Genomic DNA, 12,679 nt, shown 5'->3' with positions numbered 1-12,679 from the left:
GAACTACTGGACCTGGAAGCTGTGTTCGTCGCGCCAGCTCAGCCGGACGCGGCCGGCCTCGAGAACGCCGTCGGTGTTCTGCCGGACAACCGAAAGCCGGCCGCCGGCGTCGAGCGCGACGGAGTACCGCACGGTGGCCCCGGCGTACACGACGTCGGTGACCGTGCCGGTGGCGCTGGTGTCGCCCGCGGCGGCGGGTCCGGCCAGGTCGCCGTCGATGCGGATCTTCTCCGGCCGGATGCTGAACAGCCCCGGCCGGCCGATGACGCTCTCGGCCCCGCGGCCGCCCAGCAGGTTCGACGTCCCGACGAACCCGGCGACGAACGCGCTGGCGGGCCGCTCGTAGACCTCCTCCGGCGGCCCGACCTGCTCGATCCGGCCGTTGTTGAACACCGCGATCCGGTCGCTCATGGTGAGCGCCTCGTCCTGGTCGTGGGTGACGAAGACGAACGTGATGCCGACGTCCCGCTGGATCTGCTTGAGTTCCAGCTGCATCGCCTGGCGCAGCTTGAGGTCGAGCGCGCCGAGCGGCTCGTCGAGCAGCAGCACCTTGGGCCGGTTGACCAGCGCGCGGGCCAGGGCGACGCGCTGGCGCTGGCCGCCGGAGAGCTGCGTGGGCTTGCGCGAGCCGTAGTCCTCCAGCCGCACGGTCTTCAACGCCTCGACCGCGCGCTCCCGGCGTTCGTGCTTCGGGACGCGCTTGACGCGCAGGCCGTACTCGACGTTCTGCTGCACGGTCATGTGCGGGAACAGCGCGTAGTCCTGGAACACCGTGTTGACGTCCCGCTCGAACGGCGCCAGCCGGCTGACGTCGTGGCCGTCGAGCTCGATCGTGCCCTCGGTGGGCAGCTCGAACCCGGCGATCATGCGCAGCACCGTCGTCTTGCCGGAGCCGGACGGGCCGAGCATGGAGAAGAACTCGCCCGGCGGGATGTCGAGGTCGACGCCGTCGACCGCGTGGACGTCGCCGAAGTGCTTGCGCAGCCCGGAAAGCCGGATCGCCGGGCGCGTGCTTTCCGGCGCCGCGGGCTCTTCCCGCGGCTCGGTCGGTGCTTGGTTGGGCACGGTCAGCCTCACAGTGCGCTCATCACGTGCTTGACGCGGGTGTAGTCCTCGAGGCCGTAGAGGGAGAGGTCCTTGCCGTAGCCGGACTTCTTGAACCCGCCGTGCGGCATCTCGGCGACCAGGGGGATGTGCGTGTTGATCCAGACGCAGCCGAAGTCGAGCTTCGCGGCCGCGCGCATCGCGCGTTGGTGGTCGCGGGTCCAGACCGAGGACGCGAGGGCGTACTGGACACCGTTCGCGAATTTCAGGGCTTCGGCCTCGTCGGAGAACCGCTGGACGGTGATGACCGGGCCGAAGATCTCGTGCTGGATCGCCTCGTCGTCCTGCTTCAGGCCGGAGACGACGGTGGCTTCGTAGAAGTAGCCCTCTTCGCCGACGCGGTGTCCTCCACAATGGACGGTGGCATGCTCGGGCAGCCGGTCGATGAACCCGGCCACCTTTTCGAGCTGCGCGGCGTTGTTGAGCGGGCCGTAGGCGGCGTCTTCGTCGTCCGGCTTGCCGGTCTTGGTTTGCTCCGCCTGCCGGGTGAGCGCGGCGACGAAGGTGTCGTGCACGTCGTCGGCGACGAGCACGCGCGTGGCGGCGGTGCAGTCCTGGCCCGCGTTGAAGTACCCCGCGACGGCGATCGCTTCGGCGGCGGCTTCCAGGTCGGCGTCGGCGAAGACGATGACCGGCGCCTTGCCCCCGAGTTCGAGGTGGACGCGTTTGACGTCGTTCGCGGCGGACCGGGCGACCTCGATGCCGGCCCGGACCGAGCCGGTGATCGACACCATGGCCGGGATGTCGTGCTCGACCAGCGCGCGGCCGGTGTCGCGGTCGCCGCAGATGACGTTGAAGACGCCGGGCGGGAAGAACTCGCCGGCGATTTCGGCCAGCAGCAGCGTCGACGCCGGGGTGGTGTCGGAGGGCTTGAGCACCACCGTGTTGCCGGCCGCGAGCGCGGGCGCGATCTTCCAGATGGCCATCAGCAGGGGGTAGTTCCACGGCGTGACCTGCGCGCAGACGCCGACCGGCTCCCGGCGGACGAACGACGTGTGGCCCTCCAGGTACTCGCCCGCGGCGCGGCCTTCGAGCACGCGTGCGGCGCCGGCGAAGAAACGGACCTGGTCGAGAATCATCGGGATTTCTTCGGCCATGGTCAGCGCGATCGGCTTGCCGGTGTTCGCGGACTCGGCGCGGACGACCTCCTCGGCGCGGGCTTCGAGGGCGTCGGCGAGCTTGAGCAGCGCGAGCTGGCGCTGGGCGGGGGTCGTCTCGCGCCAGGTCTCGAACGCGGTCGCGGCGACCCGCAGTGCGTGGTCGACGTCTTCGGGCCCGGCGATCGGGGCGGTGCAGTAAGGACGTCCGGTGACGGGGTCGGTGATCTCCGCCGTCCGGCCCGACTCGGACTCGACATACGCGCCGCCGACGTAGTGCTTCAGCTCCTGCACGCTCACTCCTCGGTGCTGACGGGAGCTAAAACATATAAGTCCATATGTAATAGGACAAGCGGATCAGGCAAGATTGGTGCGAACGGGTAGTCCGGCGGCGAAGGGTCACAATGCGCAAGGGCATGTCGCACAGCGCGCGATCCGCCATGTTCGCGCCGCTCGGCCAGGTCGGCCGGGCGGAGGCGGTGGCGGCGCGGCTGATCGACGCCATCACGATGGGCCTGCTGGCCGACGAGGAGCAGCTGCCCAGCGAAGCCGACCTGGCCGCGCAGTTCGGTGTCTCGACCGTGACGGTCCGGGAAGCGCTCGTGGCGCTGCGGCAGCAGGGGCTCGTCGAGACGCGGCGGGGGCGCAGCGGCGGCAGCTTCGTCCGCGCACCGGCCAACCCGCCGGCGGACGCGTGGCGCGCGCGGCTGGCCGAGGTCTCGCTGTCGGACCTCCGGGACGTCGGCGACCACTACCTGGCGATCGCCGGCGCGGCCGCGAAGCTCGCCGCCGAGCGCAGTTCCCCCGAAGACATCGCCCGCCTGCGGCTGGCGGCCGACGACCTCCGCACGGCGCACGGCATCGACTTCACCCGGGCCGAGCGGCAGTTCCACCTGGAGGTCGCGGCGGCCGCGCAGTCACCGCGCCTGACGCACGAAGAGGTCCACCTGCAGAGCGAGCTCGGGGGCCTGCTGTGGCTGCCGCTCGGGCCGGCGGTGCCTTCGTGCGAAGAACACACGGCGATCACCACGGCGATCGACGCCGCCGACGGCGAACTGGCCCGCAAGCTGACCGAAGAGCACCTGCTGGCCGCGCTCGACCGGCTCGCGGACGTGCATCTCGGCTTGCTCAACCCGTACTCTGCCGATGGTCACTGATCCGGCCACAGCCACGGCCGAACGACTTTTGCGGCAACGGTGACGTGCCGCCCGAGGGGTTCGGCCTGCTTTTGGCCGGCTCAATGACTTCGCCCCACTCCGCGCATCGAGGTGAGCACCGTGAACGACACCCGCACGCTGGCCGGCGACGAGGTCGTCGAGCAGGTCTCGGCGTTGGTGGAAGGGGTCTTCGGACGCCTGAAGCCGCTGCTGGCGGCGGCCGAGTCGGTGCTGGCGGACGCCCCGGCCGCGGCGGCCCTGCACCGGATCCGCCCGCAGGTCACCGAGGCGCTGGGCGGCCTGATCATCGGCGCGGGCTTCGTCAGCGCGCCGCACGTGCTCACCGATTCGGAGTTCGGCTTCGAGTGGTGGACGGCCGGTGCGCCGCCGGCCCAGCTGTTCATCAGCCTCGACCCGGCGAGCGAGAACTTCCTCGACTACACGCGCCAGTCGTGGTTCACCGTCCCCCGCGACACCGGGCGGCGGCACATCAACGGCCCGTACGTCGATTACCTGTGCACCGACGAATACACGCTGACGTTCACCATCCCGGTGTTCCGCTCCGGCGCGTTCGCGGGCGTGGTGGGTGCGGACATCTACGTGCGCGAGTTCGAGCGCGCGGTCCGGCCGCGGTTGCGGGCCCTGGGCCGCGGGGCGGCGCTGCTGAACGCGCAGGGGCGGGTGATCGTGTCCAACAGCGTCCGGCAGCCGACCGGGTCGCTGGTGCGGGAGGCCGACGTCCCGGCGTGGTGGTCGGCGGGCGCGGAACCCGGGCCGGGCCTGCGGCGGTGCGGGGATTCGCCGATCGTGCTGGTCAGCTAGGTCTGCAGGGCCACCCAGAGTTCGGCGCGGACGCCCGGTGCGTCCAGGTCGCGGCCCAGCAGGTCCTGCGCCTTGGTGATCCGGTTCCGCAACGTGTGCCGGTGGACGCCCAGCCGGGCCGCGGCGGTGTCCCAGTGGCCGTGGTGCTCCAGCCAGCAGCGCAGGGACTCGACCAGGTCGCCACGGCCCGTTTCGTCGTGGCGGCGCAGCGGGCCCAGCAAGTGGTCGCCGTGGATGCGGGCCACCGCCGGGTCGATCAGGGCCAGCAGGCCGCGGCCGGTGTGCTCGGCCGCGGAGACCAGGATCTTGTCCTCGGCCTCCGCCGCCCGGGCGGCCAGTTCCGCTTGCTGCAGCCCGGCCGCGAAGTCGCGCGGGGCGACCGGCCCCGCCACGCCGCCGTGCAGGCCGCCGATCCGCAGCGCCGCCTCGGCCACCGGCTCGGCCACGCTCGCCGGGCCGAAGGCCACCACCGACGCCCCGGCGCGCGCCGCGAACAGCTCTCCCTCGACGGCCCCGAGCAGCTTGCGCCGGGCCGCCGGCGGCCCGAGGAACACCAGCACCGACCACGGCGGCTCCGGCGGCTCGGCGCCCGTCGCGGCCAGCACCCGCAGCGCCAGTTCGGCTTGGCCGCCCACGAGCAGGTCCACCAGCCCGGTCCGCAGCGCCTCCCGCGCCGCCGCCTGGGCACGATCCTGTTCCAGCGCCAGGGAAAGCACCGAGACCGCGGTGTTCACGATGTGCCGCCCCGCGGTGTCCAGGGGTTCCGCGGTCCCGACGGCGAGCACCCGCCGGGCGCTGGTGTCGAGCGTCTGGAGGACGACCTCCTGGCCGTCGAGGGAGAAGGCCCGGGTGCCGGTGCGAAGCCGCTCCAGCTTCTCGCGCAGTGAAGCGCCGTACGCCCGCGCGCTCGGCGGGGCGCTCTCGGTGACGGTCGTGCGATCGAAGAGCAGGACCCAGCCGTCGACCAGCTTCGCCAGCTTGCGCAGCACCCCCGCCGGGCCGCCCTTGCCGGCCGCCGTGCGGGTGAGCTCCTGCTGGGCGCGGCCGATGCGGACCGTCGTCGCGTACTCGTCGGCCGCCACCGCCCGGGAGACCGCCCGGGTGATCGCGATGAACGGCGTCTCTCGTGGCACCTCCAGCACCGGCAGCCCGACCTCGGAAGCCGTCGTCACCAGGGAACGCGGCACGGCCTCGTGGCTCAGCCCGACGCCGAAGCCGAGGCCCGCCACGCCGGCGTCGACCAGCCGGCGCACGTAGGCCGGCGACGTCTCCTCGTCCAGGGCCAGGCCGGTGGTGAGCAGCAGCTCGCCGCCTTCGAGGAACGCCTGCGGGTCGGTCAGCTCGGTCGGGTGGACCCAGCCGACCGGGCGGTCCAGGAGGTCGTCACCGGTCAGCACCCGCAGCCCGAGCGGGCGCTCGGCGGCGAGACCGGCCAGCGTGAGTGCCATAATGGCCAATCCTACGCCTCGATCTGGACAGAACGGCCAGCTGACGACCGTCCGGTAACCACTCATCCTGAGGACGTCCCCCGACTTCCCCAGGAGCACGCCGTGACCGCAACCACCACCGCCGGGCCGCAGGCCCCGGCACCCCGGCAGCGCAGGCTGCGCACCGAAATCCCCGGCCCGCTCTCGCGCGAGCTGCAGGAGCGGCGCGTCGCCGCCGTCGCCGCCGGGGTCAGCTCGGTGCTGCCCGTCTACGTCACCTCCGCCAGCGGCGGGCTGCTCACCGACGCCGACGGCAACGTGCTGATCGACTTCGGCTCCGGCATCGCGGTGACGAACGTCGGGCACTCCGCGCCGGCGGTCGTCGACCGCGTCCGCAAGCAGGCGTGCTGGTTCACCCACACCTGTTTCATGGTCACGCCGTACGAGGGGTACGTCGAGGTCTGCGAGGCGCTGGCCGAGCTGACGCCGGGCGAGCACGCGAAGAAGTCGGTGCTGTTCAACTCCGGCGCCGAAGCCGTCGAGAACGCCGTGAAGATCGCGCGGGTGGCGACCGGGCGCCAGGCCGTCGTCGTGTTCGACCACGCCTACCACGGCCGCACCAACCTCACCATGGGCATGACCGCGAAGTCCGTGCCCTACAAGCACGGCTTCGGCCCGTTCGCGCCCGAGGTCTACCGCGTGCCGGGCTCGTACCCGTTCCGCGACGGCTTGTCCGGCCCCGAAGCGGCCGCGCTGGCCATCGACCGGATCGAGAAGCAGATCGGCGGCGACCAGGTGGCCGCGGTCGTGCTGGAGCCGATCCAGGGTGAGGGCGGGTTCATCGAGCCCGCGCGCGGCTTCCTGCCGGCGATTTCGGCGTGGTGCCGCGAAAACGGCGTCGTGTTCGTCGCCGACGAGGTCCAGACGGGCTTCTGCCGCACCGGTTCCTGGTTCGCGTCGTCCGACGAGGACGTGGTGCCGGACCTGATCGCGACGGCCAAGGGCATCGCCGGCGGCCTGCCGCTGTCCGCCGTCACCGGCCGCGCCGAGTTGCTGGACGCGGTCCCGCCGGGCGGCCTCGGCGGCACGTACGGCGGCAACCCGATCGCCTGCGCCGCGGCGCTGGGCTCGATCGAGACGATGAAGAACGAGGACCTCGCCGCGTCGGCCAAGCGCATCGAAGGTGTGGTCCTGCCGCGCCTGCGGGCGCTGGCTTCGGATACCGGGGTGATCGGAGACGTCCGCGGGCGCGGCGCGATGCTGGCCGCGGAGTTCGTCCGCCCCGGCACCACCGAACCGGACGCCGGCCTGACCAAGCGCGTCGCGGCGGCCTGCCACCGGGCCGGCGTGGTCGTGCTGACCTGCGGCACCTACGGCAACGTCGTCCGGCTGCTGCCACCGCTGTCCTTGTCCAACGACCTGCTCGACGAGGGCTTGGCCGTCCTCGAGCACGCTGTCCGCACGGAGGCCCGCGCATGACTTTCCCGTTCTGGGTGGCCGGCAAGCCGGTGACCGGCGGTGCGATCGCCGAAGTCCGGCACTCCTACGACGGCTCGTCCGCGGGGTCGCACTTCGTGCCGTCCGCCGCGGACGTCGAAGCCGCGGTCCAGGCGGCGCACGACGTCGCCGACGAGTTCGCCACGCTGCCCGCGCACGTCCGCGCCGGCGCGTTGGACCACGTGTCCCGATCCCTGGGTGAGCGGTCCGAAGAGATCGCCGCGCTGCTCACGGCCGAGTCGGGCAAGCCGCTGAAGTGGGCGCGCGGCGAGGTGGGGCGCGCGGTGTCGACGTTCCGCTGGGCCGCGGAGGAGGCCCGCCGCTTCTCGGGCGAGCTGCAGCGCCTCGACACGGACGCGGGCGGCACCGGCCGGCTGGCGCTGGTCCGGCGCGTGCCGCGCGGGCCGGTGCTGGGCATCACCCCGTTCAACTTCCCGCTGAACCTGGTGGCGCACAAGGTGGCCCCGGCGCTCGCAGTCGGCACCCCGATCGTGCTCAAGCCGGCGCCGGCGACCCCGCTGACGGCGTTGTTGCTGGGCGAAATCCTGGCGGCGGCGGACCTTCCGGCGGGTTCGTGGTCGATCCTGCCGGTGGACAACGAGACGTCGTCCCGCCTGGTGGAGGACCCGCGCCTGCCGGTGGTGTCGTTCACCGGCTCGGTCCCGGTGGGCTGGGCCATCCGCGACCGCGTGCCGCGCAAGCACGTCGCTCTGGAGCTGGGCGGCAACGCGGCGGTCCTGGTCTGTCCGGATTGGACGGACCTGGACTTCGCGGCGCAGCGGATCGCGACGTTCGCGATGTACCAGGCGGGGCAGTCGTGCATCTCGGTGCAGCGGGTGTACGCGCACGACTCGGTGTTCGACGCGCTGGCGGAAAAGGTCGTGTCCGAGGTGCGTGCGCTGGGCGTGGGCGACCCGCGCGCGGAGGGCGTCGACGTGGGCCCGCTGATCAACGTCGACGCGGCTACCCGGGTGTCGTCTTGGGTTTCCGCCGCGGTGTCTTCCGGCGCCACGCTGCTGACCGGCGGCGGCCAGTCGGGGGCCACGGTGGAGCCGACGGTGCTGGCGGACGTGCCCGAGGACGCGTCGGTGATGGCGGAGGAGGTGTTCGGGCCGGTGGTTTCGCTGGTCCGGGTTTCTTCGGTTTCGGAGGGTGTTTCGCGGATCAACGCGTCCCGGTTCGGTTTGCAGGCGGGGGTGTTCACGCGTGACGTGCCGACGGCGTTCTCGGTGTCGGCGGCGTTGAAGGTGGGCGGCGTGATCGTCGGCGATGTGCCGAGCTTCCGCGCCGACCAGATGCCGTACGGCGGCGTGAAGGACTCGGGCGTGGGGCGCGAGGGGCCCGCGGCGGCGATGGCGGACTTCACGGAGGAGCGGGTAACGGTCCTGACGGGCCTGACGCTGTAGTCAGTGTGAGACCGCTGATCCTGCTCGACGTGGACGGCCCGCTGAGCCCGTGGGCGGCGCCGCGCCACGCGAAGCCGCCGGGCTACGTCGAGCAGGTCCTGCGGCTCTCCCGTTGGAGCCGCAGGCGGCTGCGGATCTGGCTGAACCCGGCCCACGGCCCCACGCTGCTCGACCTGGCCGGCTCCGCGAACGCGGACCTGGCTTGGGCGACCAGCTGGGAGCACCGGGCGAACCGCCAGATCGGCCCGGCGATCGGGCTGCCGCCCCTGCCGGTGATCGCGTTCCCCCACCGGCGGCGTCGTGGAAGTTCGGCCCGGTGGCCCGCTTCGCGGCCGGCCGCCCGTTGGCCTGGTTCGACGACGACTTCGAGCTGTTCCCCGAGGCCCGGCGGGAGTTCGTCGAGCGCCGGGCGGACCTCCCGACGGAGCTCATCCCGGTCGACGCCCACACCGGCTTGACCGCGGAGCACTTCGCGCACCTGGAAGCGTGGTTGAGCGGCCCAGCACGATCATGGTGAAGGCTGGTCCAGCCCGTCCGTCAAAGCCGCGTGCGCCTCGACGAGCGATGGTCCGTACCAGGTGAGGTACCGGCCCGAGACCAGGACGTACCGCGCGTCCGGGAAGTGGTCCGGGCCGTCCTCCTCGGTGAACAGGTACGGCTCGTCCGGCAGGACCAGCAGGTCCGCGTCCGCGCGCAGGTGGGCCCGCAGCTCTTCCACGTCCGGGCGCGGGTAGCGCTCCTCCGAAGCCGCGTACACGTTCGCCACGCCGATGCGGCGCAGGACGTCGCCCGCGAACGTGTCGCGGCCCAGGACGATCCACGGCTTGCGCCACACCGGGACCACCGCGCGGAACCGGACCGGCCGGACTTCGCGCCAGAGTTCCTCGGCCGTGACCAGCCAGTCCGGCTCGTCCAGCTCGTACGCCTGCGTGAGGATCCGCCGCAACGAGCCGAGGGCGGCCGGGACGGTGGCCGCCGCGGCCATCACCCACACCGGGATCCCGTTGGCGCGCAGGCGTTCCACGTCCTCCGGGCGGTTCTCCTCCGCGTTGGCCAGCACCAGGTCCGGCGCCAGGTCGAGCACCCGGTCCAGCTTCGGGTACTTCGAGCCGCCCACCCGCGGCACGGCCAAAGCAGACGGATGCGTGCAGTAGTCCGTCGCGCCGGCGAGGCGGCCCGGCGCGCTGACCTCGACCGCCTCGGTCAGCGACGGCACCAGCGAAACCACGCGGGACGCCGGGCCGCGTACCGGCACCGGCTCTCCGAGATCGTCGACGAGGTGGGTCATGCGCGCTCGAACGACACCTTCCGCTTGTCGACGTCGACCGCGGTCAGCCGGACCGCGATCCGCTCCCCCGCGGTCAGCCGCTCGCCCGCGCACTTCGCCATCACCGTCGGGTCCTCGACCAGGATCTCGGCCTTGTTCTCGTCCGCGCGCAGCACCACCGCGCTGAACTCGCCGCCGACGTGCTCGGCCAGCACCCACGCTTCGACCTGGTCGATGCACGCCCGCTCGACCTTCGCGGCGAGCGTGTCCGACGCGCTCATCCGCTCCGGGACGTCGGCCAGCGCCGCCCGCACCCACTCCGGGACCTCGCGGCCGGCCGAAACGGCGAGGCAGATCTCGGTGGCGAACCGGTCGACCAGCCGCCGGATCGGGGCGGTGACGTGCGCGTACGCGCCGCCGATGCCCGCGTGGGTCGTCAGCGCGGGCAGTTCGCCGTCGAACGCCGTGTAGCCCGCGCCGCGCAGCAGCCGGGTCGTGTCGGCGTAGAGCGCCATCGACGCCGGCTGCCCCGGATCCAGCTTGGCCAGGAACTCCGAGACGGTCGTCCCGGGCGCCCAGGCGATGCCCAGCGCTTCGGCCGAGCGGCGCAGCCAGTCGACGGCCTCGGGTTCCGGGTCGGGCAGCGTGCGCAGGACGCCGATCCGCGCGTCGATCATGATCCGCGCCGCGGCCATCCCGGTGAGCAGCGAAATCTCGGCGTTCCACGCGTCGACGGCCGTGCGCGGGCGGCGGGCGAGCACCCAGCCGCCGTCCGGGTCGCCGGTGATCTCCTGCTCCGGCAGCTGCAGTTCGACGGCGCCGCGCCGGACGGCCAGCTCGCGCCGCCGCCGGCCCAGCTCCGGCAGGGCGGCTACCGACGGGTGCGGGTTCCCGGCGTCCAGCGCGGCCTGCACGGTCTCGTAGTCGAACTGCTCGGTGGACCGGACCAGCGCGCGGCGCACGCGGGTGGCCGTCGGCTCGCCCGCGTCGTCGGTCTCGATGGTCCAGAGCACCGCGGGCCGGACCTCGCCGGGCAGCAGGCTGGCCGCGCCCTCGGAGAGCACCGGCGGGTGCAGCGGAACGTTCCCGTCCGGCAGGTAGAGCGTCTGCCCGCGCCGGCGCGACTCGCGGTCGAGCGCGCCGCCGGGCGGGACGAAGGCGGCGAGGTCGGCGATCGCGTAGTGCACGCGGAAGCCGTGCGCGGTCTTCTCGACGACCATCGCCTGGTCGAGGTCCTTGGCGCCGGGCGGGTCGATGGTGACCAGCGGCAGGTCCGTCGCGTCCTCCCGCGGGCCGGCGCTGGCGAGCGGATCGAGCACCGCCGCTTCCGCTTCGGCGAGCACCTCGGGCCCGAACGACTCCGGCAGCGAAAACTCGGCACGCAGGGGGCCGAAGTCCCCGCCCGCCGAGTGTGTCCTGATCACGAGGGGAGGCACCCCCCAACCCTAACCCGCTCCGGACCCGGAGATCGCCCGATCGGGCGCGGGCCGGTCGGGTGTACGTTGCCCGGTAATAACGAAAACCGTATTCATTCGCAGAAAGGGTCTCCCGTGAAGATCGCGTTCGTCGGCAAGGGCGGCAGCGGCAAGACCACGTTGTCGTCGCTGTTCGTCGCGCACCTCGCCGACGCCGGGCTCCCGGTGCTGGCCATCGACGCCGACATCAACCAGCACCTCGCGGTGGCGCTCGGCGCGACCGAGGAGGAAGCGCTCGCCTGGCCGACGCTCGGCGACAACATGGCCCTGATCAAGGACTACCTGCGCGGCGACAACCCGCGGATCCCCGACGCGGCGGCGATGATCAAGACGACCCCGCCGGGCCGCGGCTCGAGGTTGGTCCGGCCGTTCGAGGACAACCCGGTGTTCTCGGCGTGCTTCCGGCAGCTGGGCGGCGTGCGGCTCGGTGTCACCGGCCAGTTCGACGAGGACGACCTCGGCGTCAAGTGCTACCACTCGAAGGTGGGAGCGGCGGAGCTGTTGCTGAACCACATGGTCGACATCGACGGCGAGTACGTCGTGATGGACATGACGGCGGGCGCGGACGCGTTCGCGTCGGGGCTGTTCACGCGGTTCGACGTGACGTTCCTGGTGTGCGAGCCGACGGTCCGCAGCGTGGGGGTGTACCGCCAGTACGCGGACTACGCCCGCGACTACGGCGTGCGGCTCGTGGTGGTGGGCAACAAGGTGACGGACGCGGAGGACGTCGAGTTCCTGCAGGACCAGGTGGGCAGCGCGCTTCTGGGCTGGCTGTCGGCGTCGGGGCATGTGCGCGCGGCGGAGCGCGGCGCGGCCCGGCCGATCACCGAGCTCGAGCCGCGCAACCTCGCGACGCTGCGTTCGATGCAGGCAACGGTGGACGCGGAGCACCGCGACTGGGCCCGCTACCAGCACCAGGCGGTGGAGTTCCACCTGCGCAACGCCCGGGCGTGGGCCGGCGCCGACCTGGCGTCCCAGGTCGACCCGGAGTTCGTACTCGGCCCGCAGCTGGTGGTCTAGTCGTCATCCTCGGCATCGGCCCGCCGCGTCCGCTCGCGGGCGATGTCGAGGGCGCGCCGGGCGGTGGCCTCGTCCGGGTAGGGGCCGAGCAGATCGATCCCGCGGCTGCGTTCGAGGTGCTCGACCTGGTTGGTGCGGGTGTTGTAGTACCACCCGGTGTCCGGGTTCGGATCTTTCGCCATGTGTCCAGGTTCGCATCCGCAGGCCCGGCTGTCAGCGCTTGTAGCGGTACGGGATCTCGGTCGGAGTACCGGTGGGCCCGAAGTCCTGCGGTTCTTCGGGCTGTTCGGGGAGTTCGTCGAACCAGCCGCGCGGGGTGCCGCGAGGCGGGGTTTCGGGTTCTTGGCGGGTGGGTTGCGGGAGCGGGGTGTCCCGGCCGGGGAAGACGGGCCGCGCGTTGGGGGCGG

12 protein-coding genes and 1 pseudogene are annotated in these 12,679 nt (G+C 72.5%); 6 read left to right on the top strand and 7 right to left on the bottom strand.

Features of this window, described 5'->3' with window-relative positions; genetic code table 11:
- Positions 1-3: 3 nt before the first annotated feature.
- Together C2L59_RS40325 and C2L59_RS40320 are read right to left on the bottom strand one after the other, a co-directional pair.
- Complete coding sequence (locus C2L59_RS40325; RefSeq protein ID WP_233223960.1) at positions 4-1,065, bottom strand: ABC transporter ATP-binding protein; 1,062 nt, start codon at positions 1,063-1,065, stop codon at positions 4-6.
- Between the two features lie 8 nt (positions 1,066-1,073).
- On the bottom strand, positions 1,074-2,495 hold the full coding sequence (locus C2L59_RS40320) for a gamma-aminobutyraldehyde dehydrogenase (protein ID WP_103354859.1): 1,422 nt from the start codon (positions 2,493-2,495) through the stop codon (positions 1,074-1,076).
- A gap of 110 nt (positions 2,496-2,605) precedes the next feature.
- Between C2L59_RS40320 and C2L59_RS40315 the strand changes: the two genes are divergently transcribed.
- Together C2L59_RS40315 and C2L59_RS40310 are read left to right on the top strand one after the other, a co-directional pair.
- Complete coding sequence (locus tag C2L59_RS40315) at positions 2,606-3,358, top strand: FadR/GntR family transcriptional regulator (protein ID WP_103354858.1); 753 nt, start codon at positions 2,606-2,608, stop codon at positions 3,356-3,358.
- 120 nt (positions 3,359-3,478) lie between these two features.
- Positions 3,479-4,180, top strand: a complete 702-nt coding sequence (locus C2L59_RS40310; protein ID WP_103354857.1) for a cache domain-containing protein — start codon at positions 3,479-3,481, stop codon at positions 4,178-4,180.
- Here C2L59_RS40310 and C2L59_RS40305 read toward each other — a convergent pair.
- Entirely contained in the window at positions 4,177-5,628 is a 1,452-nt protein-coding gene (locus C2L59_RS40305; protein WP_103354856.1) for a PucR family transcriptional regulator, read from the bottom strand. The genes C2L59_RS40310 and C2L59_RS40305 overlap by 4 nt on opposite strands.
- A 102-nt stretch (positions 5,629-5,730) precedes the next feature.
- Between C2L59_RS40305 and gabT the strand changes: the two genes are divergently transcribed.
- The 3 genes from gabT (at position 5,731) to C2L59_RS40290 (ending at position 9,027) form a co-directional block, all read left to right on the top strand.
- The gene (gene gabT, locus C2L59_RS40300) at positions 5,731-7,086 is read left to right on the top strand and encodes a 4-aminobutyrate--2-oxoglutarate transaminase (protein WP_103354855.1); all 1,356 of its coding nucleotides are present in this window, start codon (positions 5,731-5,733) and stop codon (positions 7,084-7,086) included.
- Entirely contained in the window at positions 7,083-8,510 is a 1,428-nt protein-coding gene (locus C2L59_RS40295; RefSeq protein WP_103354854.1) for an aldehyde dehydrogenase family protein, read from the top strand. The genes gabT and C2L59_RS40295 overlap by 4 nt, the downstream gene beginning before the upstream one ends.
- Before the next feature lie 316 nt (positions 8,511-8,826).
- Positions 8,827-9,027: a hypothetical protein gene (locus tag C2L59_RS40290; protein WP_103354853.1), complete on the top strand. Its 201-nt coding sequence runs from the start codon at positions 8,827-8,829 to the stop codon at positions 9,025-9,027.
- Here C2L59_RS40290 and C2L59_RS40285 read toward each other — a convergent pair.
- A complete protein-coding gene (locus C2L59_RS40285; protein ID WP_103354852.1) occupies positions 9,019-9,798 on the bottom strand; it encodes a helical backbone metal receptor in 780 nt (259 codons plus the stop codon). The two genes, C2L59_RS40290 and C2L59_RS40285, sit on opposite strands and share 9 nt — an antisense overlap.
- On the bottom strand, positions 9,795-11,201 hold the full coding sequence (locus C2L59_RS40280; protein WP_103354851.1) for an RNB domain-containing ribonuclease: 1,407 nt from the start codon (positions 11,199-11,201) through the stop codon (positions 9,795-9,797). The genes C2L59_RS40285 and C2L59_RS40280 overlap by 4 nt, the downstream gene beginning before the upstream one ends.
- Before the next feature lie 126 nt (positions 11,202-11,327).
- On the opposite strand from C2L59_RS40280, the gene C2L59_RS40275 reads away from it, so the two are divergent.
- A complete protein-coding gene (locus C2L59_RS40275; RefSeq protein ID WP_103354850.1) occupies positions 11,328-12,272 on the top strand; it encodes an AAA family ATPase in 945 nt (314 codons plus the stop codon).
- On the opposite strand, the gene C2L59_RS40270 is transcribed toward C2L59_RS40275, so the two are convergent.
- Together C2L59_RS40270 and C2L59_RS40265 are read right to left on the bottom strand one after the other, a co-directional pair.
- Positions 12,269-12,454 (bottom strand): hypothetical protein, encoded by a 186-nt coding sequence (locus C2L59_RS40270; protein WP_103354849.1) that lies wholly within the window; start codon positions 12,452-12,454, stop codon positions 12,269-12,271. The genes C2L59_RS40275 and C2L59_RS40270 overlap by 4 nt on opposite strands.
- 31 nt (positions 12,455-12,485) lie before the next feature.
- Positions 12,486-12,679 (bottom strand): annotated as a pseudogene (locus tag C2L59_RS40265) (hypothetical protein); the annotation flags it as partial.

It is taken from the genome of Amycolatopsis sp. CA-128772, from assembly GCF_002904295.1.
Lineage (GTDB): Bacteria > Actinomycetota > Actinomycetes > Mycobacteriales > Pseudonocardiaceae > Amycolatopsis.
The sequence above is the reverse complement of the archived record's forward strand: the minus strand, read 5'-3'. Positions and strand labels throughout refer to the sequence as shown.

Excerpts from the sequence above, each read along its gene's own strand:
- C2L59_RS40315 (WP_103354858.1), top strand. The coding sequence starts at position 2,606 with ATGCGCAAGGGCATGTCGCACAGCGCGCGATCCGCCATGTTCGCGCCG.
- C2L59_RS40305 (WP_103354856.1), bottom strand. The coding sequence starts at position 5,628 with ATGGCACTCACGCTGGCCGGTCTCGCCGCCGAGCGCCCGCTCGGGCTG.
- C2L59_RS40295 (WP_103354854.1), top strand. The coding sequence starts at position 7,083 with ATGACTTTCCCGTTCTGGGTGGCCGGCAAGCCGGTGACCGGCGGTGCG.
- C2L59_RS40285 (WP_103354852.1), bottom strand. The coding sequence starts at position 9,798 with ATGACCCACCTCGTCGACGATCTCGGAGAGCCGGTGCCGGTACGCGGC.
- C2L59_RS40270 (WP_103354849.1), bottom strand. The coding sequence starts at position 12,454 with ATGGCGAAAGATCCGAACCCGGACACCGGGTGGTACTACAACACCCGC.